Annotated in this window: 29 protein-coding genes and 1 tRNA gene; 21 read left to right on the top strand and 9 right to left on the bottom strand. The window is 67.7% G+C overall.

The window, feature by feature from the left end:
• Positions 1 to 7 precede the first annotated feature (7 nt).
• The 4 genes from ybeY to era are packed head-to-tail and all read left to right on the top strand — an operon-like array spanning position 8 to position 3,067.
• Positions 8 to 544, top strand: a complete 537-nt coding sequence (gene ybeY, locus IC40_RS0104780) for an rRNA maturation RNase YbeY (RefSeq protein WP_030133612.1) — start codon at positions 8 to 10, stop codon at positions 542 to 544.
• The gene (locus tag IC40_RS0104775) at positions 541 to 1,836 is read left to right on the top strand and encodes a hemolysin family protein (protein WP_030133611.1); all 1,296 of its coding nucleotides are present in this window, start codon (positions 541 to 543) and stop codon (positions 1,834 to 1,836) included. Before ybeY ends, IC40_RS0104775 begins: the two co-directional genes overlap by 4 nt.
• A complete protein-coding gene (locus tag IC40_RS0104770) occupies positions 1,833 to 2,156 on the top strand; it encodes a cytidine deaminase-like protein (RefSeq protein ID WP_030133610.1) in 324 nt (107 codons plus the stop codon). The genes IC40_RS0104775 and IC40_RS0104770 overlap by 4 nt, the downstream gene beginning before the upstream one ends.
• Positions 2,153 to 3,067 (top strand): GTPase Era, encoded by a 915-nt coding sequence (gene era / locus IC40_RS0104765; RefSeq protein WP_030133609.1) that lies wholly within the window; start codon positions 2,153 to 2,155, stop codon positions 3,065 to 3,067. The genes IC40_RS0104770 and era overlap by 4 nt, the downstream gene beginning before the upstream one ends.
• 3 nt (positions 3,068 to 3,070) lie before the next feature.
• On the opposite strand, the gene IC40_RS0104760 is transcribed toward era, so the two are convergent.
• Complete coding sequence (locus IC40_RS0104760; protein ID WP_234411535.1) at positions 3,071 to 3,646, bottom strand: CAP domain-containing protein; 576 nt, start codon at positions 3,644 to 3,646, stop codon at positions 3,071 to 3,073.
• A gap of 11 nt (positions 3,647 to 3,657) precedes the next feature.
• Entirely contained in the window at positions 3,658 to 5,106 is a 1,449-nt protein-coding gene (locus IC40_RS0104755; protein WP_042509569.1) for an amidase, read from the bottom strand.
• Between the two features lie 66 nt (positions 5,107 to 5,172).
• Between IC40_RS0104755 and recO the strand changes: the two genes are divergently transcribed.
• The 4 genes from recO to IC40_RS0104735 are packed head-to-tail and all read left to right on the top strand — an operon-like array spanning position 5,173 to position 7,636.
• A complete protein-coding gene (gene recO / locus IC40_RS0104750; protein ID WP_030133606.1) occupies positions 5,173 to 6,015 on the top strand; it encodes a DNA repair protein RecO in 843 nt (280 codons plus the stop codon).
• Positions 5,963 to 6,844, top strand: coding sequence for a decaprenyl diphosphate synthase (locus tag IC40_RS0104745; protein WP_030133605.1), 882 nt, complete (start codon positions 5,963 to 5,965; stop codon positions 6,842 to 6,844). The genes recO and IC40_RS0104745 overlap by 53 nt, the downstream gene beginning before the upstream one ends.
• Before the next feature lie 13 nt (positions 6,845 to 6,857).
• Positions 6,858 to 7,241, top strand: coding sequence for a hypothetical protein (locus IC40_RS0104740; protein ID WP_030133604.1), 384 nt, complete (start codon positions 6,858 to 6,860; stop codon positions 7,239 to 7,241).
• Positions 7,238 to 7,636 carry an NUDIX hydrolase gene (locus IC40_RS0104735; protein ID WP_030133603.1) on the top strand — a complete coding sequence of 133 codons (399 nt, stop codon included), beginning with the start codon at positions 7,238 to 7,240 and terminating at the stop codon, positions 7,634 to 7,636. Before IC40_RS0104740 ends, IC40_RS0104735 begins: the two co-directional genes overlap by 4 nt.
• Here the strand turns inward: IC40_RS0104735 and IC40_RS0104730 are convergent.
• Together IC40_RS0104730 and IC40_RS0104725 are read right to left on the bottom strand one after the other, a co-directional pair.
• Positions 7,629 to 8,021 (bottom strand): Fur family transcriptional regulator, encoded by a 393-nt coding sequence (locus IC40_RS0104730; RefSeq protein WP_030133602.1) that lies wholly within the window; start codon positions 8,019 to 8,021, stop codon positions 7,629 to 7,631. The two genes, IC40_RS0104735 and IC40_RS0104730, sit on opposite strands and share 8 nt — an antisense overlap.
• A complete protein-coding gene (locus IC40_RS0104725; RefSeq protein ID WP_030133601.1) occupies positions 8,018 to 8,386 on the bottom strand; it encodes an ArsR/SmtB family transcription factor in 369 nt (122 codons plus the stop codon). Before IC40_RS0104725 ends, IC40_RS0104730 begins: the two co-directional genes overlap by 4 nt.
• A 96-nt stretch (positions 8,387 to 8,482) precedes the next feature.
• Between IC40_RS0104725 and IC40_RS0104720 the strand changes: the two genes are divergently transcribed.
• The 4 genes from IC40_RS0104720 to IC40_RS0104705 all read left to right on the top strand — a co-directional run bounded on the left by IC40_RS0104720 (position 8,483) and on the right by IC40_RS0104705 (position 11,895).
• Positions 8,483 to 9,889 carry a glycine--tRNA ligase gene (locus IC40_RS0104720; RefSeq protein WP_030133600.1) on the top strand — a complete coding sequence of 469 codons (1,407 nt, stop codon included), beginning with the start codon at positions 8,483 to 8,485 and terminating at the stop codon, positions 9,887 to 9,889.
• Positions 9,890 to 10,058: 169 nt separating this feature from the next.
• Positions 10,059 to 10,955: a type IV toxin-antitoxin system AbiEi family antitoxin domain-containing protein gene (locus IC40_RS0104715; protein WP_234411534.1), complete on the top strand. Its 897-nt coding sequence runs from the start codon at positions 10,059 to 10,061 to the stop codon at positions 10,953 to 10,955.
• Between the two features lie 119 nt (positions 10,956 to 11,074).
• Positions 11,075 to 11,395 (top strand): ArsR/SmtB family transcription factor, encoded by a 321-nt coding sequence (locus IC40_RS0104710; protein ID WP_030133598.1) that lies wholly within the window; start codon positions 11,075 to 11,077, stop codon positions 11,393 to 11,395.
• The gene (locus IC40_RS0104705) at positions 11,395 to 11,895 is read left to right on the top strand and encodes an SRPBCC family protein (protein ID WP_030133597.1); all 501 of its coding nucleotides are present in this window, start codon (positions 11,395 to 11,397) and stop codon (positions 11,893 to 11,895) included. The genes IC40_RS0104710 and IC40_RS0104705 overlap by 1 nt, the downstream gene beginning before the upstream one ends.
• Before the next feature lie 89 nt (positions 11,896 to 11,984).
• Here the strand turns inward: IC40_RS0104705 and IC40_RS0104700 are convergent, their stop codons facing one another.
• Complete coding sequence (locus IC40_RS0104700; RefSeq protein WP_030133596.1) at positions 11,985 to 14,027, bottom strand: TPM domain-containing protein; 2,043 nt, start codon at positions 14,025 to 14,027, stop codon at positions 11,985 to 11,987.
• 83 nt (positions 14,028 to 14,110) lie between these two features.
• Between IC40_RS0104700 and IC40_RS0104695 the strand changes: the two genes are divergently transcribed.
• The 4 genes from IC40_RS0104695 (at position 14,111) to IC40_RS0104680 (ending at position 18,126) form a co-directional block, all read left to right on the top strand.
• Positions 14,111 to 15,403, top strand: a complete 1,293-nt coding sequence (locus IC40_RS0104695; RefSeq protein ID WP_030133595.1) for a deoxyguanosinetriphosphate triphosphohydrolase — start codon at positions 14,111 to 14,113, stop codon at positions 15,401 to 15,403.
• A 35-nt stretch (positions 15,404 to 15,438) separates the two neighbouring features.
• Positions 15,439 to 17,355, top strand: a complete 1,917-nt coding sequence (gene dnaG / locus IC40_RS0104690) for a DNA primase (protein WP_030133594.1) — start codon at positions 15,439 to 15,441, stop codon at positions 17,353 to 17,355.
• A gap of 55 nt (positions 17,356 to 17,410) precedes the next feature.
• Positions 17,411 to 17,701, top strand: coding sequence for a DUF7155 family protein (locus IC40_RS0104685; RefSeq protein WP_030133593.1), 291 nt, complete (start codon positions 17,411 to 17,413; stop codon positions 17,699 to 17,701).
• A 182-nt stretch (positions 17,702 to 17,883) separates the two neighbouring features.
• Complete coding sequence (locus tag IC40_RS0104680; protein ID WP_030133592.1) at positions 17,884 to 18,126, top strand: hypothetical protein; 243 nt, start codon at positions 17,884 to 17,886, stop codon at positions 18,124 to 18,126.
• A gap of 6 nt (positions 18,127 to 18,132) precedes the next feature.
• On the opposite strand, the gene IC40_RS0104675 is transcribed toward IC40_RS0104680, so the two are convergent.
• Positions 18,133 to 18,399, bottom strand: coding sequence for a hypothetical protein (locus tag IC40_RS0104675; RefSeq protein ID WP_030133591.1), 267 nt, complete (start codon positions 18,397 to 18,399; stop codon positions 18,133 to 18,135).
• Positions 18,400 to 18,531: 132 nt separating this feature from the next.
• Between IC40_RS0104675 and IC40_RS0104670 the strand changes: the two genes are divergently transcribed.
• Together IC40_RS0104670 and IC40_RS0104665 are read left to right on the top strand one after the other, a co-directional pair.
• Positions 18,532 to 18,604: transfer RNA gene (locus IC40_RS0104670), tRNA-Asn, on the top strand.
• 28 nt (positions 18,605 to 18,632) lie between these two features.
• Positions 18,633 to 19,181: an LppP/LprE family lipoprotein gene (locus IC40_RS0104665; RefSeq protein WP_081843323.1), complete on the top strand. Its 549-nt coding sequence runs from the start codon at positions 18,633 to 18,635 to the stop codon at positions 19,179 to 19,181.
• Positions 19,182 to 19,214: 33 nt separating this feature from the next.
• Here the strand turns inward: IC40_RS0104665 and IC40_RS0104660 are convergent, their stop codons facing one another.
• Positions 19,215 to 21,185 (bottom strand): acyl-CoA dehydrogenase family protein, encoded by a 1,971-nt coding sequence (locus IC40_RS0104660; RefSeq protein WP_030133589.1) that lies wholly within the window; start codon positions 21,183 to 21,185, stop codon positions 19,215 to 19,217.
• An 80-nt stretch (positions 21,186 to 21,265) separates the two neighbouring features.
• On the opposite strand from IC40_RS0104660, the gene IC40_RS0104655 reads away from it, so the two are divergent.
• Positions 21,266 to 21,988: a VIT1/CCC1 transporter family protein gene (locus IC40_RS0104655; protein ID WP_030133588.1), complete on the top strand. Its 723-nt coding sequence runs from the start codon at positions 21,266 to 21,268 to the stop codon at positions 21,986 to 21,988.
• A 25-nt stretch (positions 21,989 to 22,013) separates the two neighbouring features.
• Here the strand turns inward: IC40_RS0104655 and IC40_RS0104650 are convergent, their stop codons facing one another.
• Both IC40_RS0104650 and IC40_RS0104645 read right to left on the bottom strand, forming a co-directional pair.
• Positions 22,014 to 23,219 (bottom strand): MFS transporter, encoded by a 1,206-nt coding sequence (locus IC40_RS0104650; protein WP_030133587.1) that lies wholly within the window; start codon positions 23,217 to 23,219, stop codon positions 22,014 to 22,016.
• A gap of 13 nt (positions 23,220 to 23,232) precedes the next feature.
• Positions 23,233 to 23,682 carry a MarR family winged helix-turn-helix transcriptional regulator gene (locus IC40_RS0104645; RefSeq protein ID WP_030133586.1) on the bottom strand — a complete coding sequence of 150 codons (450 nt, stop codon included), beginning with the start codon at positions 23,680 to 23,682 and terminating at the stop codon, positions 23,233 to 23,235.
• 106 nt (positions 23,683 to 23,788) lie between these two features.
• On the opposite strand from IC40_RS0104645, the gene IC40_RS0104640 reads away from it, so the two are divergent.
• Positions 23,789 to 25,807 (top strand): ABC transporter ATP-binding protein, encoded by a 2,019-nt coding sequence (locus IC40_RS0104640; protein ID WP_030133585.1) that lies wholly within the window; start codon positions 23,789 to 23,791, stop codon positions 25,805 to 25,807.
• Positions 25,808 to 25,829: 22 nt separating this feature from the next.
• Positions 25,830 to 26,651 (top strand): CbiQ family ECF transporter T component, encoded by an 822-nt coding sequence (locus tag IC40_RS0104635; protein ID WP_030133584.1) that lies wholly within the window; start codon positions 25,830 to 25,832, stop codon positions 26,649 to 26,651.
• Positions 26,652 to 26,655 lie beyond the last annotated feature (4 nt).

Here is a 26,655-nt window from a genome sequence, read left to right as displayed (position 1 = left end):
AACTGACATGAGCATCGAAGTCTCCAACGAGTCGGGCATCGACGTCTCCGAACAGGAACTCATCAGCGTCGCGAAGTTCGTGATCGCCCAGATGGATGTCAATCCGGCCGCCGAGTTGTCCATGGTGCTGCTCGACGAGGCCGCGATGGCCGATCTGCACATGCGCTGGATGGACCTGCCCGGGCCCACCGATGTGATGAGCTTCCCGATGGACGAGCTGGAGCCCGGCGGTCGTCCCGACGCCGCCGAGCCGGGACCCTCGATGCTCGGCGATATCGTGCTGTGCCCGGAGTTCGCCGCCAAACAGGCCGAGAAGGCCGGCCACTCTCTGGGCCAGGAGCTGGCACTGTTGACCGTGCACGGCGTGCTGCACCTGCTCGGCTACGACCATGCCGAACCCGATGAGGAGAAGGAGATGTTCGCCTTGCAGCGTCGCCTCCTCGAGGAATGGGTGGCCGACCAGGTCGAGGCGTATCGCCAGGATCTGCAGAACGCGAAGGATCGCCGGCTGCTGGACGGGTCGCGATACTTCGATCAGCCGTGACCGGGATAGCGCCGTTGATCGGGGCCGTGCTGCTGATCGGGCTCGGCGGACTCTTCGCCGCCGTCGACGCGGCGATCAGCACCGCCTCGCTGGCCAGGGTCGAGGAGATGGTGCGCGATGAGCGCCCTGGTGCGATCCGGCTGGCCCGGTTGCTGGCCGACCGGCCTCGCTACATCAATCTCGTTGTGCTGCTGCGCATCACCTGCGAAGTGAGCGCCACCGTGCTGTTGGTGTCCTATCTGGACGGCCCGCTCGGGGTCGAATGGGGCCTGTTCACCGCCGCCGCCACCATGGTGGTGGTCAGCTTCGTGGTCATCGGTGTCGGACCGCGCACCGTCGGCAGGCAGAATGCCTACACCATCGCGCTCGCCTCGGCGCTGCCATTGCACGCGATTTCGGTGCTGCTCACCCCGGTCAGCCGACTCCTGGTGCTGATCGGTAACGCGCTCACCCCCGGACGTGGATTCCGCAACGGGCCGTTTGCCTCCGAGATCGAACTGCGCGAGGTGGTCGATCTGGCACAACAGCGCGGCGTGGTGGCCGATGACGAGCGCCGGATGATCCAGTCGGTGTTCGAACTCGGCGACACTCCGGCACGCGAGGTGATGGTGCCGCGCACCGAGATGGTGTGGATCGAGAGCGACAAGACGGTGGCCCAGGCGACCTCGCTGGCGGTGCGCAGCGGGCATTCCCGTCTTCCGGTCATCGGGGAGAACGTCGATGATGTCGTCGGCGTCATCTACCTCAAGGATCTGGTGCAGCAGACCCGGCTGGAACGCGCCAGGATGGACATCCGGGTCGCCGATCTGATGCGCCCCGCGGTGTTCGTGCCCGATTCCAAACCGTTGGACACCCTGCTGCGGGAAATGCAGCGCGACCGCAATCACATGGCTCTGCTGGTCGACGAGTACGGTGCCATCGCCGGCCTGGTCACCATCGAGGATGTGCTGGAGGAGATCGTCGGGGAGATCAACGACGAGTACGACGCCGGTGAAGTGGCGCCTTGGGAGGAGCTGGGGGACAGCACCTTCCGGGTGTCGGCCCGGGTGCCGATCGAGGATCTCACCGAGCTCTACGACGATCTGCGCATCGACGAGGACCTGGAGGTCGACACCGTCGGCGGTCTGCTGGCCCACGAGTTGGGCCGGGTGCCGTTGCCCGGCGCACAGGTCAGCTGGAACGGGCTGCGGTTGCGCGCCGAGGGCGGACCGGACCATCGTGGCCGGGTGCGCGTCGGCACCGTTTTGATCAGCCCCGAGGAACCCAGCCCCAGCGAGGAGAGCGGTACATGACTGTGCAAGACGAGGATGCCAAGCTGGTGACGCTGGCGCGTGGGGCGATGGGCCGCGCCGAGGCGCCCGAGGGTGCTGCGGTGCGCGATCTGGACGGCCGCACCTATGCCGGTGCGCCGGTCCGGCTCGCGGCGCTTCAGCTGACCGCGTTGCAGGCCGCGGTGGCCGCCGCGGTGTCCAGCGGTGCCGCCGGTTTCGAGGCCGCGGTGCTGGTCGGAGGCTCGGCCCAGGACGCCGGGATCGCCGCGGTGACCGAGCTGTCGTCCGGTGCCACCGTCATCGTCACCGACCGCGCGGGCACCCCGCTGGAGTCCCGGTGAGCGACGAATTCCGCTCCGGCTTCGTCTGTTTCGTCGGCCGCCCCAATACGGGCAAGTCCACCCTGACCAACGCGCTGGTGGGGCAGAAGGTGGCGATCACCTCCAACCGGCCGCAGACCACCCGGCACACCATCCGCGGCATCGTGCACCGGGAGAACTTCCAGATCGTCCTCGTCGACACCCCCGGTCTGCACCGGCCGCGCACCCTGCTCGGGAAGCGGCTCAACGAGCTGGTGAAGGACACCTACTCGGAGGTCGACGTGATCGGCTTCTGCATCCCCGCCGACGAGGGCATCGGTCCCGGCGATCGCTGGATCTTCGAACAGATCTCCGCCGTCGCGCCGCGGACCACGCTGATCGTGGTGGTCACCAAGACCGACAAGGTGTCCCGGGAGAAGGTGGCCGAGCAACTGATCGCCGTCCAGGAGGAGTTCGGCGCCAAGGCCGCCGATATCGTCCCGGTCTCGGCGACCGCCGGGCAGCAGATCGATGTCCTCACCGATGTGCTGGTCTCCCATCTGGAACCGGGGCCGGCGTTCTACCCCGACGGCGAGCTGACCGATGAGCCCGAGGAAGTTCTGATGGCCGAGCTGATCCGCGAGGCTGCGCTCGAGGGGGTGCGCGACGAGCTGCCGCATTCACTGGCCGTCGTCATCGACGAGGTCGAAGAACGCGAGGGACGACCAGAAGACGACCCGCTGCTGGACGTGCGGGCCATCCTCTACGTCGAACGGGACAGCCAGAAGGGCATCGTGATCGGCAAGGGCGGGGCGCGGTTGCGCGAGGTCGGTACCGCGGCCCGTCACCAGATCGAGAAGCTGTTGGGCACCAAGGTGTTCCTGGAGCTCCGCGTCAAGGTCGCCAAGAACTGGCAGCGTGATCCCAAACAGCTTGGCCGCCTAGGGTTCTGAGCCTTAGGGCGTCCAGCCCGGAACCTGCCCGAAGTCACGGATGTTCGAGGGCACCGGCGGTGCACCGTCACCCTTGCCGTACACCGCGACCACCACGGTGCGGTCCAGCACGCTCTCCGACCACACGCCGATGTCGACGTTGGTGCAATCGGCCATGATGGCGTAATAGTCGGGCCGGTGATACCACTGGTTGATCAGCTCGATACCGCTGATCGCCAGCGCCGGGTTGATCGCCACCGTCTCGGCCACCGCACCGGCGTACCCGGCGTTGCGGGCGCGGTCGGCGACCGTCGTGCCGTCGGAACCGATATCGGCGTTCAGTGCTCGGTTGTTCAGCACATCGTTGGTGTGCCACTGGGCGGCCAGCCGCAGCTTCGGGTTGATCTTGACATCGTTGGTGCAGCCGGCCTGGTGCTGAACGGTGTAGACGTTGGCGACCACGCCGTCGTTGAGCCGACGGTTGTCGGCGTGCGCGGACGGTGCGGTCAGCACCGTCCCGGCGGCCAGCGCGACCACCGGCAGGGCGGTCACCCAGCGGCGTGACGAGATCAACAGCGGCGACGGCAGCAACGACGACATGAACGAGCACATTACGTGAGCGCCTCCTCCTGCCACCACGGTTCGGGCTGCTGGACCATCCAGCCGTTCACCGCCTCCAGTTGACCGGCCAGCGAGATCAGCAACGGTTCGCTGTCGGCTGGTCCCATCAGCTGGACCCCGATGGGTAGACCCTCGGCGGTGAACCCGGCGGGGATGTTGATCGAGGGCCAACCGAGCAGATTCCACGGCCAGGTCGCGGGACAGGCGCGGATCATGGCCCGATCGGTGGCCAGCGGACCGCGATCGTCGTACTCGTTGACCAGCGGCGGCGGTTGGGCGGTCGTCGGGGCGAGCACGACATCGGCGATGTTGAAGATCCAGCCGATGCGGCGCTGGGCATCGGCCTCGGCCGCGCGCGCCTTGCGCAGGGTGTTCTGGGAGAGCGCCCATCCGGTGCGGATATTGCTGACGGTGCGCTTGTCGAGCTCGACATCGGAGCCCAGCCGCTGCGACCACTCGACCAGGCCCGCGGTGGAGCGGGCCAGGAAGTTCCACGACATCTTGAGGTGGTAGTCCGGGTCCGCTCGGACGGTGTGGTGGCCGAGTTGTTCGAGCTGGCCGGCAACGCGCTGCAGAGCCGCGCTGATCTCCGGGTGCAGCGTGGACCGGAAGAAGGTGAACGGCAGGGCGGTGGACACCGCCACCCGCAGCGCGCCCGGCGCCCGGCCGACGTGGTCGGAAACCCGCACCGGAGCCGGTTTGTGCAGATCGCCGTCGGCGTTGCCGGATGCGGCGTCCAGCACGATGGCGGCGTCGGTGACGGTGCGGGCCAGCACACCGTTGACGGTGATGCCGTTGAACGCCTCGGGCAGCGGCCAAGTGGATATCCGGCCGCGCTGTGGCTTGATGCCCACCAGATGGGTCCAGGCCGCCGGGATGCGCACACTGCCCGCGCCGTCGGATCCGATGGCCGCGGTGACCAGTCCCGCGGCCACGGCGGCGGCGCTGCCGCCGGACGATCCGCCGGGGCTGTGCCGCGGTGACCACGGGTTGGCGGTGTGTCCGAAGCCGGGGCCGCTGGTGAACGGCCACTGGCCCAGTTCGCAGGTGTTGGTCTTGCCGACGATGACCGCCCCGGCCGCGCGCAGTCGGCGTACCACCTCGGCGTCGGCGGTGGCGGGCGGCGGGTTGCCGACGGTCCCGAAGCGGGTTGGCACACCGGCGACGTCCACGTCATCCTTGACCGCAATCGGGATTCCCAACAGTGGAAGGTGTTGTCCGGCAGCGCGTTTGCGGTCGGCTTCGGCGGCGGCGGCAAGGGCCTGTTCGGTGAGCACGACACGGAACGCGTTCAGGCGGGGCTGGCTGGCCTCGATAACGGTAAGGGACTGGCGTACCAGTTCCTCGGAGGTCGTAGCGCCGCTGGCGAGGCGGTAGAGCTGTTGGGTGAGAGTGGGAAAGACGCGCATGCGAACGGGATTCTTCTGGGTGACAGACATACGATGTCTGAGGATATCCGGCGTTGCGATGGCGCCGTTGTCACAGTGCGGTGGGAGACTGGGCGGATGCGGTTGTACCGGGATCGAGCGGTCGTGCTGCGCCAGCACAAGCTCGGCGAGGCCGACCGGATCGTGACGCTGCTCACTCGTGAGCACGGCGTGGTGCGCGCGGTGGCCAAGGGGGTGCGCCGCACCCGCAGCAAGTTCGGGGCACGGCTGGAGCCCTTTGCGCACATCGACGTTCAGCTGCATCCCGGCCGCAACCTCGACATCGTCACCCAGGTGCAGTCCATCGACGCCTTCGCCGTCGATATCGTCAGCGATTACGGCCGCTACACCTGCGCCTGCGCGGTCCTGGAGACCGCCGAGCGCCTCGCCGGCGAGGAACGCGCCCCCGTCCCACAACTGCACGGTCTCACCGTGGCGGCGCTGCGGGCGGTCGCGGAGGGACGACGTCCCCGTGAGCTGGTGCTCGATGCGTACCTGCTGCGGGCGATGGGAATCGCGGGCTGGGCGCCGGCGCTGACCGAATGTGCCCGTTGTGCCGCACCGGGCCCGCACCGGGCCTTCAACGTGGCCGCCGGGGGCAGCGTGTGTGTGCACTGCCGACCATCCGGCTCGGCAACCCCTGCCCAAGCTGTGCTGGAGCTGATGTCTGCGCTGCACGACGGGGACTGGGAGTTTGCGCAAACCTCCACCACCGCGCACCGCAGCCAGGCCAGCGGGCTGGTGGCCGCGCACCTGCAATGGCACCTGGAACGTCAGCTGCGGACATTGCCGCTGGTGGAGCGGGTCTATCGGGTTGATAGTGCGGCCGTTGAACGCCGGACCGTGGTGTTCGGGCAGGATATGGCGCATGGCAATCAAACGGGGCAAGGTCATCTACCCGCAGCTGCCCCCGGCGCCTGAGGACTATCCGGAATTCCCGGACACCTCGACGTGGCCGGTGGTGTTCCCCGACCTGCCACCCAAGACCAACGGCCGGTTCTCCCGGCCGCCGCAGCACCCCTCCAAGGCTGTACCCCCGCAGATCCCCGCCGACCAGGTCCCCAACCACGTCGCGGTGGTGATGGACGGTAACGGGCGCTGGGCCACCCAGCGCGGGCTGGGCCGCACCGAGGGTCACAAGATGGGCGAGGCGGTGCTGATCGACATCACCTGCGGAGCCATCGAACTGGGTATCAAGCACCTGTCGGTGTACGCGTTCTCCACCGAGAACTGGAAGCGCAGCACCGAGGAGGTGCGCTTCCTGATGGGCTTCAACCGCGAGGTGGTGCGCCGGCGCCGGGAGAACCTGGACGCGATGGGCGTCAACATGCGCTGGGTCGGGTCGCGGCCGCGGATGTGGAGCAGCGTCATCAAGGAGTTCGACATCGCCGAGCAGATGACCGTCGGCAACGACGTCATCACCGTCAACTACTGCGTGAACTACGGCGGACGCACCGAGATCGTCGAGGCCGCACGGCAACTCGCCGAGGAGGCTGCGGAGGGCAAGATCAACCCCGGCCGGATCAGCGAGGCGTCGTTCGCCAGGCACCTACACCGGCCCGATATCCCCGATGTCGACCTGTTCATTCGGACCTCCGGTGAGCAACGCGCCAGCAACTTCCTGCTCTGGCAGGCCGCGTACGCCGAGTACGTCTTCCAGGACAAGCTCTGGCCGGATTACGATCGCCGCGATCTGTGGGCGGCGTGCGAGGAGTACGTGCACCGCAATCGTCGCTTCGGCAGAGCTTGAGGGGGAGGGCCTGATGAATCTGCAGGAGCGGCTGGCGGCCGTCGTCGAGGCCTTGCTGCCTGCCACCCGCGAAGAGGACGGCGCCCTGACCGTGCACCATGACGGCACGTTCGCCTCGCTGCGGGTGGTCAGTGTCGGCGAGGGGCTCGACATGGTCTCGCTGAACCAGATCCTGGTCTGGGACCAGCCGCTCGATGACGCATTGCGCGGGATCGTCGCCGGGCACACCAGGAACACCCTGTTGGGCACGGTCTCGCTGATCGAGAAGGATGAGTCGGCGGATGTGCTGCTGCGCTACAACTTTCCCGCGTCGGGGCTGACCGATGAGGCGCTCAGCACGTTGATCATGATGGTGCTGGCGACCGGCGCCGATGTGCGTCGCACGTTGGTGGCGTGAGCGCCGTCATCCGGGTGGTCGCGGCCGTCGTGCTCGACGCGCGTGCGCACGTGTTGGTGGTGCGCAAGCGCGGGACGACCGCGTTCATGCAACCCGGCGGCAAGCTCGAACCGGGGGAGACGCCGCTGCAGGCCCTGCACCGGGAGATCGCCGAGGAACTCGGGGTGGGTATCGTCGCCGACTCGGTGCGCGAGCTCGGCCACCACGATGCGGCCGCTGCCAACGAGCCCGGTCACCGGGTGGCCGCCGACCTCTTCTTCGTCGAACTGGACGGTCCGCCGACCGCAGCGGCCGAGATCGCCGAGATGGCGTGGATCGATCCGCACGACCCCGGCGATATCGAGCTCGCCCCGCTGACCAGGGATACGGTGCTGGAGTTCGTGCGGGTCAGCTGACCGCGCAGGGGCCGCACAGTCCGAAGATCTCGATGGTGTGGGAGACCTCGGTGAATCCGTGTTCGGCGGCCACCTCGTCGGCCCACACCTCGGCGGCACCGCCGTCGACCTCGACGGTGCTGCCGCAGACCCGGCACACCAGGTGATGGTGGTGGTGGTCCGAGCAGCGGCGGTAGACGGACTCGCCGGTGTCGGTGCGCAGGGTGTCGACCTGGCCTGCGGTGGCCATCGACTGCAGGGTGCGGTACACGGTGGTCAGCCCGATGCCCTCACCCTGCTTACGCAGTTCATCGTGTAATTCCTGCGCTGACCGGAAATCGTCGATGTTCTCCAGCAGTGCCGAGATGGCCGCACGTTGTTTGGTCGATCGCACCGGCGTGCTCATCGGTCGTCCTCCGAAGCGTGCGTCACAGCGGCGATGACGATCTCGGCCAGGTGATGGTCGACGAGGCGGTACATCACCTCGCGGCCGCTGCGTTCCCCGGCCACCACGCCCGCGGACTTCAGGATCCGCAGGTGTTGGCTGACCAATGGTTGGGGCACGTCCAGCGCGTCTACCAGTTCGTGCACGCAGCGCATCGATTCGCGTAACTGCAGCACGATCGCGATGCGCAGGGGCGCGGCCAGCGCGCGCAGCAGATCGCCGGCGTTGTCCAGAACCTCACGCGCGGGCAACTCGGGGAACGGCGTACTCGGATGGGAGTGCGCGGAATGGTCCTCGGCCGTGGCAGAATTGGAAATGGTTTTCATTACGAGTCAGAATACATGCAGATTCGTGCATGTCAACGCTCGCCGCACACCAGCCCGGGCGCGACCCGCCGCAGGTCGTCGCTACGCTGTTGACCCGTGGCTTCGTCTCCTTCGATCATCGACACCGTTGCAAACCTGGCGAAACGCCGTGGCCTCGTCTACCAATCGGGCGAGATCTACGGCGGTACCAAATCCGCATGGGACTACGGGCCACTCGGCGTGGAGCTCAAGGAGAACATCAAGAAGCAGTGGTGGCGTTCCGTCGTCACCGGTCGCGACGATGTCGTCGGCCTGGATTCGGCGATCATCCTGCCGCGTCAGGTGTGGGTGGCCTCCGGCCACGTCGCGGTGTTCAACGACCCGCTGGTGGAATGCCTGAACTGCCACAAACGGCACCGGCAGGACCACCTGCAGGAAGCCTATTTCGAGAAGCGGGGCGCCAAGGACGGACTGGCCGACCCGGACGCCGTGCCGATGGCCGAGATCGTCTGTCCGGACTGCGGCACCAAGGGGCAGTGGACCGAGCCGCGCGATTTCAACATGATGCTCAAGACCTACCTCGGGCCCATCGAGTCCGAGGAAGGTCTGCACTACCTGCGTCCGGAGACCGCGCAGGGCATTTTCGTCAACTTCGCCAACGTGGTGACGACATCCCGCAAGAAGCCGCCGTTCGGCATCGGGCAGATCGGTAAGAGCTTCCGCAACGAGATCACGCCGGGCAACTTCATCTTCCGCACCCGCGAATTCGAGCAGATGGAGATGGAATTCTTCGTCGAGCCGTCGACCGCGCCGGAGTGGCACAAGTACTGGATCGAGACGCGCCTGCAGTGGTACATCGACCTCGGGATCCGGCCGGAGAACCTGCGGCTCTACGAGCATCCGCTGGAGAAGCTCTCGCACTACAGCGCGGGCACCACCGACATCGAGTACAAGTTTGGTTTCACCGGCAACCCGTGGGGTGAGCTGGAAGGTATCGCCAACCGCACCGATCACGACTTGTCCAGTCACGCAAAGTCTTCCGGGGTGGACCTGACGTACTACGACCAGGCCTCGGATACCCGGTACACGCCGTATGTGATCGAGCCGGCGGCCGGCCTGACCCGGTCGCTGATGGCGTTCCTGGTGGATTCCTACCGCGAGGACGAGGCCCCCAACGCCAAGGGCGGGGTGGACAAGCGCACCGTGCTCAAGCTCGATCCGCGACTGGCGCCGGTCAAGGCGGCGGTGTTGCCGTTGTCGCGGCATGCCGACTTGTCGCCCAAGGCAAAGGATCTCGCCGCCGAACTGCGTCAGAGCTGGAATGTCGAGTTCGACGATGCCGGTGCGATCGGCCGCAGGTACCGCAGGCAGGACGAGATCGGCACCCCCTTCTGCGTCACGCTGGACTTCGACTCGCTGGAGGACCACGCGGTGACCGTGCGCGAGCGCGACGCCATGACCCAGGAGCGGGTGGCGATCTCGGAGGTGTCGAACTACCTGGCGGTGCGCCTCAAGGGCTGCTGAGCCTTTCAGTTTCGTTCCCGGCGAGCGTGCGTGTCTGCGGGTCGACACGCCGCCCTGTACGGAAGTTTGCGCACGCTCGCCGCGGCTGTTTGTCCACATTCTGCGATTCGTCCACAGATTGACCGCGCGGCATGGCCGTGCCGTGTGCCGCTGATCGACGATCGGGAACATGTCCGATCAGATGGCCGAGCTGGTTATGCTGGCCGAGCGCCAGGGTGGCGTTCTGAGCACTGCGCAGTTGCTTGCCGAGGTCAGCCGCAGCCGTCTCGACACGATGATCCGCACGGGTGCGCTCATCAAGGCCTGGCCCGGGGTGTACTCGCTCGTGGAGCCCGATAACCACATCCGGCTCAGTGGGCTCGACCTGCGGGCAGGCGAGCCGGTGGCCATCTGCCTCGGCACCGCCGCCGCAGCATACGGTTTCGATACCGAGGACACCAGTGACCTACACGTGCTCACCCCGGTGGGTCATCAGCTCCGGGCATCCGACGGCCTGATCGTCCACCGGCGGGAGGGTGCACCGCTGTCCGTTGTCGACGGCAGGCCTGCGACGAGCGCGGCATGGACGGCGGTGGAAGTCGCGCGGTCATTGCGTCGTCCGAGGGCTCTCGCCACGCTGGATGCCGCGTTGCGCAGCGATACATGCACTCGCCATGAGCTTGTCGACGCGGTCGTGCAACAGTACGGGCGACGGGGGATCGTGAACGTCCGGGAGCTGGTTGCGCACGCGGCACCGCAGGCGGAATCGCCGATGGAAAGCGAGGCCCGGCTGGTCATGATCGACGCGGGTCTGCCGATGCCGGTTCTGCAGTATGAGGTGGTCGACTTCGGTGGCAGGCTGTGGCGCCTGGATTTCGCCTGGCCGACGTGCGGACTGGCGGTCGAGTACGACGGATTCGACTGGCACAGCGATCCGGTCAGCTTCGCCAAGGATCGCCAGAAGCGCGCCGCGTTGCAAGAGATGGGCTGGACCGTCATGACGATCGTGGCCGATGATGTGCGCCGTGCGCCGGATGCCCTTGTGCGACGGATCGAGCGCAGTCTGGCGCGGTCCCGGGCGGCCTGAGCGTGCGCGAACTTTGCAGCTAGGGCGGTGTGTCGGGGTGCAGACACGCACGCTCGCGGGGGAATCAATCTTGACATATTCCTTGACGGGAATATGTGGGGCGCCCTATGGTGGCTGACATGCAGGCGGCGGTGTTCGTGGCGCTGGGGGAGCCGAGTCGCCTGCGTATCGTCGATTTGCTCAGGGCCGGACCGCTTTCGGTCGGTGATATCGCCGAGGCGCTCGGCATCCGTCAGCCGCAGGTGTCCAAACACCTTCGGGTGCTTGGTGATTCGGGGATCGTCAGCAGCCAGGCGGTGGCGCGGCGGCGCATCTACCAGCTCGAAGCGGCGCCGTTCGAGAGCATCGGCCAGTGGGTCGCGTCCTTCGAGCGGTTGTGGGACGAGCGACTCGACTCTCTCGGCGAGTTCTTGAAATCAATTGCACACGTGGAGAAATAATGATTCTGCAACTCTTCAAGAAGAAGAAAGAGTTCTCTCTGGAACGCAGCTACCCGGCGCCGATCGCGACGGTGTGGGACGCCTGGACCAAGGCCGAAATGCTGCAACAGTGGTGGGGGCCGAAGGACACGTTTGTGCCCGAATGTCGCATCGATGCCCGAGTCGGCGGTGAGGTGTACGTCGTGATGGAAGCCGGCGAGGGCATGGGCAAATACGCGGGCACCCGCTGGCCGATGGCGGGCACGTTCACCCGCGTCGATCCCGTCACCAGGATGATCTATGACGCACGATCCTGGACCGACGGGCAGGAGGCGACCTCGACCATCGAGCACACCAACGACATCACGCTGACCGAGCGCGACGGACAGACCACGCTCACCCTCGATGTCACCATCACCAGGATCGGCGACAAGGCCAAGATGGCGGCGTTCGGCATGAAGATGGGTTACAAGGCCCAGCTGGACAAGCTCGCCGAGCAGCTGGCGGCGCCGAGCGACTGACCCGTTCGCGGGGCGTGAGCGTGCGTGAACTTCGCGGCGCGGCGGCGTGTCAGGCTGCAGACACGCACGCTCGCCGGGAAATCGGGCTGCTAGAAGCGGCCGCCGCCACCACCGAAGCCACCACCACCGCCACCACCGAAGCCGCCGCCGGATCCACCGAACGATGTCGACCGCCAACTCCCGCCGCCGACGCTGCCGCCGATACCGCCGCGCAACGCCCCGGACAGGATGTTGCCGATGATGATTCCGCCCAGCACCGCACCGGAATTCGACCCACCGCCGTAGTGCTGGGAGTTGTAGGCCTGATGGGCATAGCTGACATCGTTGTTGGCCAGCTGTTGGGCCTGCATGGCCAGCGAGGTCGCGCTGTTGGCATGCGCGATGGCCGTCGGGAGGCTCTCGGTCGAGTTGTCGGCGGCCTTGTCCTGTGCGGCCTGCAGCTGCCGCACCGCCTCGGCCAGCCGGGTACGCGCCTCGGGGCCGACGCTGCCACGCCGGGTGTCGATGAAATCGCTGACCCCGCGCACCCGGGATTGCGCCGCGGCCAGCGCCTGCTCGTAGGACCGGCGTAAGCGTTCCTGGGCCTGCCGTTCCTCGGCGATGACCGCCAGCAGCCGGTCCAGGTCGGCGTCGGCCTGGGTCAGCGCGCTGAAAGCACCGAGCGGGTCGGTCTTTCCGGACTCCTGCGCCGTCGCCACCGCCTGTGCCGCGGCATCGCGGGCGGCCTTGAGCTCGGCGGCCTCGGCGAACCCGCCGCGGCTCAGCTGTGCGTCGGCGGCGGCGATACCGGCCTGCACATCGGCGATCTCCTCGGGCAGCGTCGCGATCGCCCGACTGATGTCACCGGCCGCGCTGTCGATGGCGTCGAGCATCGTGCGTGCCTGCCCCAGTGCGGATTCGGCGGCCCGCACGGAATCCACCAGGCCGGCCTGCTGCCCGGCCGGCCGGGCCACCAGTGCCCGGGCGTTGCTGATGTTCTGGTCGGCGAAGGCGAGGCGCTGCTTGGCGGTGTCGACGTTATCGGCCACCGAATGCAGTGCGGTCGGGGCGAACTGGCGGTTCAGTTCGGCCAACGCCTGCTCGGCAGGCGCGATGCGGGTGGTCAGATCGACCATCTGCTGGGTCAGCACGTCCAGGCGGGCGGGGGCGTTGATCACCAGATCGCGCAGCTGACCGAATGCCTCGCGCTGGGTGTCGAGCTCACGATCGGCCTTGGCCGCGGCGACGATCACCCGGGTGAGCAGGTCGCGACGTTGGGCCGGTGTCTCGGGCACCGTGTCGTCGAGGATCTGCCGGGCGTTGAAGGCCTGGGTCAGCGCGGTCCGCGCGGCGGTGACCGCGGCGCTGAACGGCGCGGTGCGCTGTTCACCGAACTCCTCGACGGCCAGTGTCAACTCGTTGTCACTGGTGCGCACCGCGTTGTCGACCTCGACGACGATCGACCGGGACAACTCATCCAGCGTCTCCAACGGCACCGCGGCCAGCGCGCTCGGATCGGTCGGATCGATGCGTTGTGCGGCGGCCAGATCGGCTTCGCGGCGTTTGCGCGTGCGCCGCCGCGACCACAGCAGCAGGCCGAGCACGCCCAGCCCGAGGATGACCAGCACGACCAGCACGCCGAACCAGTTCAGACCCGACGACGAGCTGGTGGTCTTGGCATCGAGCCCGTCGGCGGCGGCGACGGCCGCGGCGGCCCAGTTCCCGTCACGCAATGCGGGCTCGATCTCGTTGCGCCGCAGCGTGTTCGCCTCGGAGTTGCTGGCCGCCGCGGAACCGGTGAGGAAGGCGTAGGCCCGGTCGACGGTCGCGACGGCCAGTAGCGCGTCGTACTCGCCGAGATCGCTGGCTCGCAGGGTCGCCTGCGCCCATGGCTCGGCGTTCTGCCCGGAGAAGCTGTCCACGTAGACGACCCACAGCCGCACCTGACGGTTCTGGTAGAGCCGATCGATGGCCTGACCGACCTGCTCCTTACCAGCGGCACCCAGGACGTTGGACTCGTCGACGATCTGGTTGGGCAGCCGCAGCGGTGGTCGCGCCGCCGCGTCGGGCGCCCCCAGCAGCGCAGCGGGTGCCATCGACAGGGCCGCGGTCAAGGCCACGAGCAGCATGCTGAGCAATCGGGCTAGGCGCATGCACGTCAATCTAGTGACTCGCCGGCCGATGTGGCGGCAGTCATGTCCGAACCGCGGTTGTGGTGCTGGCAGACTGTCGGGCGGTGGCCACGCAACGCAACACATCCGATTATGACGACTTCGACCGGCAGCGGCTGGTACCGGAGGCGCCCAAGGGTGCCGGCGTGGGTTCGTCGAAGCTGGCCGATAACGCCACCGAGCACCGCACCGACTTCGCCCGCGACCGGGCCAGGGTGCTGCACTCGGCGGCACTGCGCAGGCTGGCTGACAAGACCCAGGTGGTCGGCCCCCGCCACGGGGACACCCCGCGCACCCGCCTGACCCATTCGTTGGAGGTCGCGCAGATCGGCCGGGGAATGGCCGTCGGCCTCGGCTGTGATCCCGATCTGGTCGATCTGGCCGGCCTGGCCCACGATATCGGTCACCCGCCGTACGGGCACAACGGTGAACGCGCGCTCAACGAGATCGCGGCCCCGTTCGGCGGCTTCGAGGGCAATGCCCAGAACCTGCGGATCCTGACCCGGTTGGAACCGAAAGTCCTTACCGCCGATGGTCGTTCGGCGGGGCTCAACCTCACCCGCGCGGCCCTGGATGCGGTCACCAAGTATCCGTGGGCGCGCTCGCAGAACCCGAAGAAGTTCGGCTTCTACGACGACGACATGACCGCCGCGGACTGGTTGCGCGACGGCGCACCGGCCAACCGCCCGTGCCTGGAGGCGCAGGTGATGGACTGGGCCGACGATGTCGCCTACTCGGTGCACGATGTCGAGGACGGCGTCATCTCCGGGCGTATCGACCTGCGGGTGCTGGCCGACCGCGACGCCGCCGACGCGCTTGCCCGCCTCGGCGCCGGAGCATATCCGGCCGTCTCACACGATGATCTGCTCGCCGCGGCGCAGCGCCTCTCGGAGATGCCGGTGGTGGCCGCCGTCGGCAAGTACGACGGCACCCTGGCGGCCTCGGTGGCACTGAAGAACCTGACCAGCGAACTCGTCGGCCGCTTCGCCAACGCCGCGATATCCCAGACCCGCGCGGTGGTGGGCGGTGCACCCGTGCTCAAACGCTTCGATACCGACCTGCACGTGCCCGGCGAGGTGCGCGCCGAGGTCGCGGTGCTCAAGATGCTGGCGCTGCAGTTCATCATGTCCGACCACCGGCACCTGCAGATCCAGACCGATCAGCGGACACTCATCCAGGAGGTCGCGCTGACGCTGTGGGCGCAGGCCCCCAGCAGCCTGGACCCCCAGTTCGCGGCGGAGTTCACCCTCGCCGACGATGACGGCGCACGGCTGCGGGTGGTGGTCGATCAGATCGCGTCCTACACCGAGTCCCGGTTGGAAAGGGTGCACGAGGTGCGCTCGCCGCGGCCCCTGTGACGGGCCGATAGACTGCATCGATGGCCAATGATGCGATGCGGGGCGGCCGGGGCCGCATCCCCGATCGTGATATCGCGGCCATCCGGGAACGGGTCCGCATCGAGGACATCGTCGGCGACTACGTGCAGTTGCGACGTGCCGGGGTCGATTCGCTCAAGGGCCTGTGCCCCTTCCACGACGAGAAATCCCCGTCGTTCCATGTCCGGCCCAATCACGGGCACTTCCACTGCTTCGGTTGTGGTGAGGGCGGGGACGTCTACGCGTTCCTGCAGAAGATCGAGCATGTCAGCTTCGTCGAGGCCGTCGAGTTGCTCGCCGACAAGGTCGGCTACACCGTCACCTATACCGGCGGCGCGGCAACCAATGTGCAGCGCGACCGCGGTAGTCGCAGCAGACTGATCGCGGCGAACGCCGCCGCACAGGAATTCTATGCCGAGCAGTTGCGCTCCGAGGAGGCCGCCCCGGCCCGGCAGTACCTGATCGACAGGAACTTCGACGCCGAAGCCGCCGCCCGGTTCGGCTGCGGATTCGCCCCGTCGGGCTGGGACAAACTGACAAAGCACTTGCTGCGCAAGGGTTTCGAGTTCAAGGAACTCGAGGCCGCCGGGCTCAGCAAGGAGGGTAAGCGCGGACCGATCGACCGCTTCCATCGCCGCCTGCTGTGGCCCATCAGGGTGTCCTCCGGTGAGACCATCGGGTTCGGGGCCCGTCGGCTCTTCGACGACGACCATATGGAAGCCAAGTACGTCAACACTCCGGAAACCGTGCTGTACAAGAAGTCTCACGTGCTCTTCGGGCTGGATCTGGCCAAGCGCGATATCGCCAAGGGTCATCAGGCCGTCGTCGTCGAGGGATACACCGATGTGATGGCGATGCATCTGGCCGGAGTGACCACCGCGGTGGCCGCCTGCGGCACCGCTTTCGGTGACGAGCACCTGTCGATGCTGCGACGACTCATGATGGACGACAACTTCTTTCGTGGTGAGTTGATCTACGTGTTCGACGGTGATGCCGCGGGCCGCGCCGCCGCGGTGAAGGCCTTCGAGGGTGAGCAGAATCTGGCCGGGCAATCCTTCGTGGCGGTGGCGGCCGATGGAATGGACCCCTGCGATCTACGGCTGCGCTCCGGTGACGGGGCGCTGCGCGACCTGGTCGCCCGCCGCGCCCCGCTGTTCGAATTCGCCATCCGCACCGCGCTGACCGATCACGATCTCGACAGCGCCGAGGGCAGGGTCGCCGCGCTGCGCCGGTGTGTTCCGATGGTGTCGCGGATCAAGGATCCGACCCTGCGCGACGAGTACGCCCGCCAGCTGGCCGGCTGGGTCGGCTGGGAGGACGTCGGGCAGGTGCTGGGCCGGGTCCGCGAGGAGGCCGGCCGCAAGGGCCCGAGGGCCGGTCGTGCCAGCCAGCAGACCAACCGGCGCGCCGCCACCGCGCCGGGAGCCCAGGCATCCGTCGCCCGGCCGAACCCGATGGACCCGACATTGCGTCCGCAGCGGGAGGCGTTGAAGTCCGCGCTGCAGTACCCGGGCTTGGCGGGCCCGGTGTTCGACAGCCTCGGCCCGGAGAGCTTCACCCACCCGGCCTATGCGGCGGTGCGGACAGCGATCGCGGCGGCCGGTGGCGTGTCCGCCGGACTGTCCGGGGCGCAGTGGATCGAGACGGTGCGCGATCTGGCGGGTGACGCCGCGGTGCTGGTGAACGAACTCAGCGTGGATGCCATCAAGATCGACGACGACGAGCGGCTGGCCCGCTATATCTGCGGCGTACTGGCCAGGCTGCAGGAGGTGTCGATCGGACGGCAGATCGCCGAGGTCAAGTCCAAGTTGCAGCGGATGTCACCGGTGGACAACAGCGACGAATACCACGCACTGTTCGGCGACCTGGTGGCCATGGAGACCTACCGGCGCAGTCTGCTCGAGCAGGCCAGTGGCGACGACTTGACTGCATGATCGCGACACAACCGTTATGGTGAGAGCGCAGCTAACTGTCCAGAAAGGTCCCACCGTGTCATTCCTGAGCAATCGGACACGCACGATCCTCGTCGCAGGCACCTTCGCGGCGGCCGTCGCCGCGGCGCCCGTGGTGGCCTTCTCGACCACGCCCGCCCCGGCGGCGGAGGCGGCCCCGGCCTGCCTGGCCTGGTTCGGCAACAAGGACGACGGCAACTGCCTGTCCTACTCGAACGGTAACGGCGTCGGTGTCGGTACGCCCCGCATCGGAATCGGCCCAGGGGGCCTCTACTCCGGTCCGGTGCTGCCGGGCACCAGCTGGAACACCAGCATCCCGATCGGCTAGCGAGCCGCTGCTTTCGTTCACCTGGCCGGGTCCCGGAACATACTTCCGAGATCCGGCCAGACTTTTTCGGCGTCCGAGGACCGTGTGCCAATGGTCACCGTGTCGCGTCCCTTTCGTTATCTGGTGACGCGAGACTCAAGACTCGATCTGCACCAGGGGTACGCGACAGGAAGGCGTCGATTGTGAGCGCTGAGGACGGTTACCGCGCGATCCCGGCGACCAAGGGGGTCGGCGTCCTGGCAACCGCGGTGGTCACCACGCTCGGTATCGCGCTCTACGGCGGCACCCTGGACAACGACGAGTGGCGCGCGCCGCGGGCGGCGCTGGAGCTGACGCCCAGCGAGACACCTATCGGTGGCGAAGCCCCTGTGGACGGGGCGCCTGCCGATATCGCCGCCCTGCGATCCGAGGGCGGCACTCCCTAGCCGGAATCAGTCCCTGGCGCCGTTGCGCGGCCGGACGCCGGTCTCCTCGGGCGCGAGCACCGAGGTCTCGGCGTCGATCGCGGTCAGCCGCACCAACTGTGGATCCGGGGACACCCGGTCGGCGACCTTGCGGCGCCCGGCGTCCAGGACGGCCTTGGTGGCCGGATTCTCGGTGACCGCCTTGTACGTCGCGGTGATCTGTTCGTAGCGGCGGCGGCCGGCTTTCGCGCCGAGCACGTAGCCGACACCCAGTACGAAGACGATCCGGAACACGAGGCTCCCTCCACGGTGACAGCAGGACTCCCACCATCCTGCCTCACGCGCCGGAGGAGGTGGTGACGGGGCTTCTGACCAGTCGATTCTTCGACCGCGGGGTACATGCGCTAAAGTCTGTCCTCGGTTCATTCCCCTGTAGCTCAATTGGCAGAGCTCCCGACTGTTAATCGGGCGGTTATTGGTTCGAGTCCAATCGGGGGAGCTTTTCATCTCGGTCGTAAGCTCGTCTCATGTCACTGACGAGCCAGCACCCGCCGACAGCGACGCAACGGTCGCGATCGCACCGAATCCACCGCCGTACCGTCGCTTTCGCAGCGGTCTTGCTGGTCTCGCTGGCTGCGCCGGCACTGGCCTCATGCGGTTGGAGCCCGAAGAACTCCGCGCCGCAGACCTCCGCGGATTGCCCGGCCCAGGACACCCCGACCGCCGAGACCGTGCGCACGGCCATCCAGGGTGTGGGGGAGCGCTGGACGGAAACCTCGCGCGGCCACACCGGCGATTGCCGATTGCACTGGGTCGTCATCGGCACGGGCGACAAGGCCCCGGACGCGGCCGTGCAGGTCCTTTTCTTCGACAAGAACAAGCCGCTGGGTCCGCCCACGCCGCGGCCCCGGCCGTACACCACGGTGGTGGCGATGGGCGACTCCACGGCCGCGGTGCAGTATCAGTGGCTGCAGGGCGAGGACAAGCCGTGTTGCCCGACCGGAATCGGTCAGGTGCGCTTCCAGATCGGCGACGACGGCTCGCTGCAGGCGCTGGATCCGATCCCCGGCCCGTGAGACGCTCGCCGTGCCGGGGATCGGGTACCTACGCTATTTGGGTTCGATGGTCCCGGAGCTGACAGCGTCCTTCTCCTGATGCTCGTCGGCGTCCGGGATGTGCTCGGGATGCAGCATTTCGGCGTAGCGCAACTGCTCGGGGATGCCGAACCCGTCCACCAGAAGTTCCGCGTGCGGGCGCAACCGGCGGCAGCGGTCGTTGATACCGCGGGTGACGGCCTTGGCCCGCTCGGTGGACAGGAAACGGTGTTCGACAAACCACGCCTTGTCCTCTTCGATCACCGACAGCGCGTACAGGTCACAGACCAGGCCGAGGATCTCGCGGGCCTGCTCGTCCTCGCAGGCGTCGATACCGGCGACGAAGGCCTCCAGGATGATGCGGTCGATATGCGCCTGCGCGGTGTGCAACACGTGATCCTGCACCGAGTTGAACGCCTCGAAGGGTGACATCTCCTTGGCCTTGCTCTGCAGCCGGCGGGCCACCGAGGCGAGCATGTACTCCTCGCGGTCCTCGAACATCTTGACCTGGGTGCCGCGGTTGAACAGCGAGCCCTCTTCCTCGTTGTCCTCGCGGGTGTCGATGATGGTCTGCATGATGGTCTGGGCCGCGGTGCGTTTGAGCACCCGCTCGCCGGCGAAGTTGGCCGCGAACCGCACCCACTCGACGGGGCTCATACCCTTGATGTCGTCGGCGTAGGAGGTCAACAGTTCCTTGGCCACCAGCTGGGTCAGCACATGGTTGTCACCCTCGAAGGTGGTGAACACGTCGGTGTCGGCCTTCAGGGCGATCAGCCGGTTCTCGGCGAGATAGCCTGCGCCACCGCATGCTTCACGCGCCTCCTGGATGGCCCGGGTGGCGTGCCAGGTGTTGGCCGCCTTCAGCCCGGCCGCGCGGGACTCCAGCTCGCGCTGCTCCTCGGCGTCGGGATTCTCCGCGGTCTGCAACTCGTGGCATTTGGCGACCAACTCGTTCTGCGCGAACTGCAGGGCGTAGGACTTCGCGATCAGCGGGAACAACCGGCGCTGGTGGACCAGATAGTCCATGATCAGCACCTCGTTCTCCGAGCCGGGTGCCTCGAACTGCCTGCGCTCCAGCGCATATCGGGTGGCGATGTCGAGCGCCACCCGTGCGGCGGCACCGGCGCTGCCGCCGACCGTCACGCGGCCGCGGATCAGGGTGCCCAGCATGGTGAAGAAGCGGCGGCCCTTGTTCTCGATGGGCGAGCTGTAGGTGCCGTCCTCGGCGACGTCGGCGTATTTGTTGAGCAGGTTCTCCCGCGGGATGCGCACCTGGTCGAATTGGATGCGCCCGTTGTCGACGCCGGGCAGACCGCCCTTGTAGTGGCAGTCCGAGGTGGTGACGCCCGGCAGGTCGTTGCCGGCATCATCGCGGATGGGCACCACGAAACAGTGCACACCGTGGCCCTCGCCCTTGGTGATCAGTTGCGCGAACACCGCTGCCACCCGCGCCGTCTCCGCCGCACCACCGATGTAGTCCTTACGGGACGACGGGGTGGGGGAGTCGATGACGAATTCCTGGGTCCGCGGGTCGTAGGTGGCCGTCGTCTCCAGGGACTGCACATCGCTGCCGTGGCCGGTCTCGGTCATGGCGAAGCAGCCGAGCAGCTCGAGATCGATGAGCTTTCGCACGTAGGCGTTGTGGTGGCGCTCGGTGCCCAGATTCTCGATGGCCCCGCCGAACAGACCCCACTGCACACCGGCTTTCACCATCAGCGAGAGATCGCTCATCGCGAGCATCTCGATCTGGGTGACGGCGGCACCGACATCACCGTTGCCGCCGTGCTCCTTCTTGAAACCGTCCTCGGCGGCACCGCGCGCGGCCATGATCTTCAGCTGCTCGGCGACCTTGGTTCGGGCGATGACGGTGTTCGGGGTGTAGTGCGGACGGAACACTTCGCCCGAGAGCTCCGTGCGGACCTGGTTCTTCACGTCTCGCCAGCGGCCGTCGAGGGCGTTGCGGAGGTGATCAGCGGTAGTGGTCATAGCAGACGGTAACGTGCCCGTTCTCCCGGCAAGGCAAACCTGAGTAAGACCTCAGGAAATGCCAAGCGTTCAATGGCGTCATGTCCGATCCTCAGTCGCCGACGGGTCTGCCTCATGTGCCCGACCACAAGCATGCCGACGTGACGGGTGGATGGTTGCGCGCGGCCACCTTCGGAGCGATGGACGGTCTGGTCAGCAACACCGCCCTGATAGCCGGCGTGGCGGCCAGCGCCAGCCCGCAGACCGTGGTGCTCGCGGGTATCGCCGGCCTGCTGGCCGGCGCGTTCTCCATGGCGCTGGGGGAGTTCACCTCGGTGACGACGGCGAACGAACAGATCGACTCCGAGGTGAAGGTGGAACGTCGCTCGTTCCGCAACCAGCCCGATGCCGAACGCGATGAGCTCACCGCGATGCTCGTCGAGATGGGCATGACCCCGCAGACCGCGGCCACCGCCACCGAGGAGATCCACCGCGACGAGAACCGCGCGCTGAACTTTCACCTCGTCCAGGAGCTGGGCGTGGACCCGCGCGAGAAGCCCTCCCCGTGGGTGGCGGCGATCTCGTCGTTCGTGATGTTCACCATCGGCGCCATCGTGCCGCTGATCCCGTACTTGCTCGGATTCGCCTCGTTGTGGGCCGGGTTGGCTTGCGGCGGATTGGGTTTGGCGATCACCGGCGCGCTCGCATCGAAGTTCACCCGCACCCCGCCGCTGTTCTCGTCGCTGCGCCTGCTGCTGTTGGGCGGCGCCGCGATAGCGGCCACCTATCTGGTGGGTTCCGTGGTGGGGGTCGCTGTCGGTTAGAGCACCGTCAGTTAGTACGGCTGACTCAGTTGCCGACGGTGACGGCGGTGGCCTCGTCGGTCAGTTCGTCGATCTCATCCTCTGGCGCGTCGACCCCGGTCAGGTGTCCGCGCGCGGCGAAGAGCAGCGCGGCACCGACGGCCACCGTACCCGCACCCACCCAGTAGGGCAGATGGATGCTGACGTGCTCGCCGAGCGTGCCCGCCAGCCACGGGGCCACCGCCGCGCCACCGAACCGCAGGAAGCTGTACGCCGCCGATGCGACGCCGCGCTCCACGGGTGCGGCCTTCATCACGGTCTCGGTGATGAGCGTGTTGTTGACGCCGATGAACAAGCCGGCCACCACCACACACGTTGCCAACACCGCCTTGTCGGCGGTCCCGATGGCCATCACGGCCAGCGTGGCCGTCAACGCCAGCAGATTGACCACCAGCGTCGGGATGGTGCCGAACCGATGCTGCAGCCGCGGCGCCACCACCACCGAGGTGAAGGCCAGCGCGACACCCCAACCGAAGAAGATCAGCCCGATCTGCTGGGCGTTCATGTCCAGCGGGAACGGGGTGAACGCCAACAGGGTGAAGAAGCCGAAGTTGTAGAACAGCGCGGTCACCGACACCGCCAGCAGGCCGCGGTGCCGCAACGCCCGGAACGGGTCGACGATGCTGGTGGCGCGCGCCGGGCGCGGGGTGGACGGCAGCAGGAACACGGTCACCACCAGTGCCACGGCCATCAGCGCCGACACCCCGAAGAACGGTCCGCGCCAGGAGATGGAGCCGAGCACGCCGCCGACCAGCGGACCAATCGCGATGCCGAGGCCGAGGGCGGCCTCGTAGAGGATGATCGCCTGTGCCACCGATCCGCGGGCGGCGTTGACGATGGTGGCCAGTGCGGTCGCGATGAACAGCGCGTTGCCGAGCCCCCACAGCGCCCGCCAACCGACGATCTCCATCACCGTTTCGCTCATCCCCGCCAGCCCGGCGCCGGCGATGATGATCACCAGGCCGATCAGCAGGGTGTTCTTCGGGCCGATGCGGCTGGACACCACGCCGGTGATCAGCATGGCGACACCCATCACCGCCATATAGCTGGTGAACAGCAGGGAGACCTGCGACGGGGTGGCATGCAGATTGTCGGCGATGGGCTTGAGGATGGGATCGACGAGGCCGATGCCCATGAAGGCGACGACGGAGGCGAAGGCAACGGCCCAGACGGCTTTCGGTTGACGCCACATGGCGTGAAACTCCTTACTTCGATCGGCGGTCCTGCTGGGCGTCGTCGAGCAGCCCACGCAGCACCTGTATCGCGTCGACGAGCGCGCGGCGCTGCGCGTCGTCGAGGTGGTCCAGATAGGGATTGATCGCGGCACTGCGATCGGCGCGCACCCGGTTCAACATGGCCCGGCCGGCGTCGGTGATCTCGATCAACACGACCCGTGCGTCGGCGGCGTCCTCGGTGCGCGAGACCAGCCCGGCGTCTTCGAGCCTGCGCACCTGGGTGGTCATCGTCGGTTGTGAGCAGTGGTCGATGGCGGCCAGGTCGGAGATCCGGGCTCGGCCCTGGTCCTCGATGGTGGCCAGCAGCCTTGCCTGAGCGAACGGCAGCGGCAGCTCGATCCGTTGGTTTGCCAGTCGGTTGATGCGCGCGACGACGGCCAGCAGGTCGGCGCCGAGGGCGGCGGGGTCTTGGCGATCCACTCGACCAAGGTTACATAGATTTACTATGCATCCGCAAATCTGTCGGCGTGGTCACCGTCACAGTCCGTGGAACCGGGGCGCCGCTGTCAACTGGCAGAATCGGGTGATGCCCCCAGGTCCGCCGCGCCCCCGTCGGGCCGGTTCATTGCTTCCGGGGGAGTTGGCACAAGCCTCCGTCATGGCCGCGCTGTCCGCGGCCATCGCGATCATTGCCGTCGTGGTCCCGTTCGCCGCCGGGTTGTCCCTGCTGGCCACCGTGCCCATGGGGCTGCTCGCATACCGCTACCGGTTGCGGGTGCTGGTGGCCGCGACCGTCGCCGGCGCGTTGGTGGCCTTCATCATCGCGGGTATCGGCGGCCTGATGACGGTGCTCAACTGCGCGTATGTCGGCGGGCTCGTCGGCTTCGTCAAACGCCGCGGTCGCGGTCTACCCACCGTGCTCGTGGTCTCCGCGGCCGCCGGCGCGCTGTTCGGCGCGGCCGTCGTGCTGGTGCTGCTGGTGGCCACCCGCATGCGCGAGCTGGTCTTTGCCGCGATGACCGCCAACGTGGACGGCACCGTCGCGATCCTGGGCTACGTCCCCGACCTGCAACCGCTCGCCGACAAGGTGCGCGAGATCTTCGGCTTCCTGCTCGATCACTGGCCGATCCTCATCTTCTCCTACGGTCTGATCGCCATCGTTTTCGTCGGGCTGGTGGGGTGGTGGGCATTGTCCCGGGTGCTCAGCCGGTTGGCGGGTGTTCCCGATGTGCACAAGCTGGAATCCCTGGACGAGTCCGATCCGGTCGCACCGACACCGCTGCACCTGCGCGATGTCGTGTTCCGGTACCCGGGTACCGACCGCGACGCGCTCGGACCGGTGTCGATGAGTGTGCAGTCCGGCGAGCACATCGCGGTCACCGGCGCCAACGGCTCCGGGAAGACCACCCTGATGCTGGTGCTCTGCGGCCGCCCACCGACCGAGGGTGTCGTCGAGCGCCCCGGCGCCGTCGGGCTCGGGGCACCCGGCGGAACCGCGGTGATCATGCAGCACCCCGAAAGTCAGATCCTCGGCACCCGGGTGGCCGACGATGTCGTCTGGGGACTGCCCGCCGGGACGACCGTCGACGTGCCGGCCCTACTGGCCGAGGTCGGCCTGGACGGACTCGACGAGCGCGACACCGGCAGCCTGTCCGGCGGCGAACTGCAGCGCCTCGCGGTGGCCGCGGCGCTGGCGCGTAAACCCGCGCTGTTGATCGCCGACGAGGTGACCAGCATGGTCGACCAGGAGGGCCGCGACGGGCTGATGTCGATGCTGGCCGAGCTGACCCGCCGCCGGAACATGGCGCTCGTGCACATCACCCACTACAACGGCGAGGCCGAGGCCGCCGAACGGGTGGTCAACCTCACCGGCGGATCGGCGATGGTGGAGTCCGCGGATCCGCCGGAGCCGACCGGCGAGCGTCCCAGCGACGTCCCGGTCCTCGAACTCTCCGGGGTGGGTCACAGCTACGGCGACGGGACCCCGTGGGCCACCACGGCGCTGCGCGATATCGACCTGACCGTATACGAGGGCGACGGTGTGCTGATCCACGGGCTCAACGGCTCGGGCAAGTCGACGCTCGCCTGGATCCTGGCGGGACTGACCGAGCCCACCACCGGCACCTGCCTGCTCGACGGGCGGCCGGTGGCCGAGCAGGTGGGCGCGGTGGCGCTGTCGTTCCAGGCCGCCCGACTGCAGCTGATGCGCAGTCACGTGTTCCGCGAGATCGCCTCGGCCGCCGGCTTTTCCGCGCGGGACCGCGGCAAGGTCAACGCCGCGCTGGCCACCGTCGGCCTGGAACCCGAACTGGCCGACCGGCGCATCGATCAGCTCTCGGGCGGGCAGATGCGCCGAGTCGTTCTGGCCGGTCTGCTGGCACGTGCGCCGCGGGCCATCGTGCTCGACGAACCGCTGGCCGGACTGGATGCGACCAGTGCCCGCGGGTTGTTGCGGCTGCTGGAGGAGCTGCGCCGAGGCGGGCTGACGATCATCGTGATCTCCCACGATTTCGCGGGTCTGGAAGATTTGTGCCCGCGCACCCTGCACCTGCGCGACGGCGTGTTGGTGCCGGTACCCGCGAGCACATCGGGGACGCCGTCATGAGCGAAGCTTGCGAGCGAACAACATGAGCGAACAGAAGCGGCCGCTGGTCCTGCTCCGCCCGGTGCCTGGCGACACGGTCATCCACCGGCTCTGGGCCGGCACGAAACTCATCGGCGTCGTCGCGTTGGCGGTGTTGATGGTGCTCTACCCGGGCTGGATCCCCATCGCGATGATCACGGCTCTGCTGGCCGTCGCGATCGGGCTGGCGCGAGTGCCGCGCGGTGCGCTGCCGAGCATCCCTGGGTGGATCTGGCTGCTCATCCTGCTCGGCGGGGTGACCGCAGCGTTCGCCGGTGGCACCCCGATCGTCACGCTGGGCGGGTTGGAGCTCGAGCTGGGCGGGCTGCTGAAGTTCCTGCGCGTGACGGCGGTGTCGATCGTCCTGCTGGGCATGGGCCTGCTGGTCTCGTGGACCACCAACGTCGCCGAGATCGCCCCCGCGGTGTCGACGCTCGGCCGACCGTTGCGCTGGCTGCGGCTACCGATCGACGACTGGGCCGCCACCGTGGCGCTGTCGCTGCGTGCCTTCCCGATGCTCATCGACGAGTTCCGCATCCTCTACGCCGCGCGGCGGCTGCGTCCGCGGGAACTGCCCGACGGCCGCCGCGAGCGCATGAAGGCGCAGGTGTCCGATCTGATCGACCTGCTGGCCGCCACGGTGACGGTGTCGCTGCGGCGCGCCGATGAGATGGGTGATGCCATCACCGCGCGCGGGGGTGCCGGCCAGCTCTCTGCGCACCCGTCACGGCTGCACACCGCCGATGTGGTCGCCCTGATCGTCTTGGCGCTGGTGTGCGGGGTCGCGGGTTATATCGAGGGGTTCACCTTTCTGGCCACCACCTAGGCTG

This window comes from Mycolicibacterium neoaurum ATCC 25795 (assembly GCF_000691525.1).
GTDB lineage: Bacteria > Actinomycetota > Actinomycetes > Mycobacteriales > Mycobacteriaceae > Mycobacterium > Mycobacterium neoaurum.
The sequence above is the reverse complement of the archived record's forward strand: the minus strand, read 5'-3'. Positions and strand labels throughout refer to the sequence as shown.

Excerpts from the sequence above, each read along its gene's own strand:
- IC40_RS0104655 (WP_030133588.1), top strand. The coding sequence starts at position 21,266 with ATGTCCGATCCTCAGTCGCCGACGGGTCTGCCTCATGTGCCCGACCAC.
- IC40_RS0104745 (WP_030133605.1), top strand. The coding sequence starts at position 5,963 with ATGGCAATCAAACGGGGCAAGGTCATCTACCCGCAGCTGCCCCCGGCG.
- IC40_RS0104650 (WP_030133587.1), bottom strand. The coding sequence starts at position 23,219 with ATGTGGCGTCAACCGAAAGCCGTCTGGGCCGTTGCCTTCGCCTCCGTC.
- recO (WP_030133606.1), top strand. The coding sequence starts at position 5,173 with ATGCGGTTGTACCGGGATCGAGCGGTCGTGCTGCGCCAGCACAAGCTC.
- IC40_RS0104755 (WP_042509569.1), bottom strand. The coding sequence starts at position 5,106 with ATGTCTGTCACCCAGAAGAATCCCGTTCGCATGCGCGTCTTTCCCACT.
- IC40_RS0104770 (WP_030133610.1), top strand. The coding sequence starts at position 1,833 with ATGACTGTGCAAGACGAGGATGCCAAGCTGGTGACGCTGGCGCGTGGG.
- IC40_RS0104730 (WP_030133602.1), bottom strand. The coding sequence starts at position 8,021 with ATGAGCACGCCGGTGCGATCGACCAAACAACGTGCGGCCATCTCGGCA.
- IC40_RS0104705 (WP_030133597.1), top strand. The coding sequence starts at position 11,395 with ATGATTCTGCAACTCTTCAAGAAGAAGAAAGAGTTCTCTCTGGAACGC.
- IC40_RS0104635 (WP_030133584.1), top strand. The coding sequence starts at position 25,830 with ATGAGCGAACAGAAGCGGCCGCTGGTCCTGCTCCGCCCGGTGCCTGGC.
- IC40_RS0104740 (WP_030133604.1), top strand. The coding sequence starts at position 6,858 with ATGAATCTGCAGGAGCGGCTGGCGGCCGTCGTCGAGGCCTTGCTGCCT.
- ybeY (WP_030133612.1), top strand. The coding sequence starts at position 8 with ATGAGCATCGAAGTCTCCAACGAGTCGGGCATCGACGTCTCCGAACAG.
- IC40_RS0104760 (WP_234411535.1), bottom strand. The coding sequence starts at position 3,646 with ATGTCGTCGTTGCTGCCGTCGCCGCTGTTGATCTCGTCACGCCGCTGG.
- IC40_RS0104660 (WP_030133589.1), bottom strand. The coding sequence starts at position 21,185 with ATGACCACTACCGCTGATCACCTCCGCAACGCCCTCGACGGCCGCTGG.
- IC40_RS0104665 (WP_081843323.1), top strand. The coding sequence starts at position 18,633 with ATGTCACTGACGAGCCAGCACCCGCCGACAGCGACGCAACGGTCGCGA.
- IC40_RS0104700 (WP_030133596.1), bottom strand. The coding sequence starts at position 14,027 with ATGCGCCTAGCCCGATTGCTCAGCATGCTGCTCGTGGCCTTGACCGCG.
- IC40_RS0104640 (WP_030133585.1), top strand. The coding sequence starts at position 23,789 with ATGCCCCCAGGTCCGCCGCGCCCCCGTCGGGCCGGTTCATTGCTTCCG.
- IC40_RS0104710 (WP_030133598.1), top strand. The coding sequence starts at position 11,075 with ATGCAGGCGGCGGTGTTCGTGGCGCTGGGGGAGCCGAGTCGCCTGCGT.
- IC40_RS0104725 (WP_030133601.1), bottom strand. The coding sequence starts at position 8,386 with ATGAAAACCATTTCCAATTCTGCCACGGCCGAGGACCATTCCGCGCAC.
- IC40_RS0104715 (WP_234411534.1), top strand. The coding sequence starts at position 10,059 with ATGTCCGATCAGATGGCCGAGCTGGTTATGCTGGCCGAGCGCCAGGGT.
- dnaG (WP_030133594.1), top strand. The coding sequence starts at position 15,439 with ATGCGGGGCGGCCGGGGCCGCATCCCCGATCGTGATATCGCGGCCATC.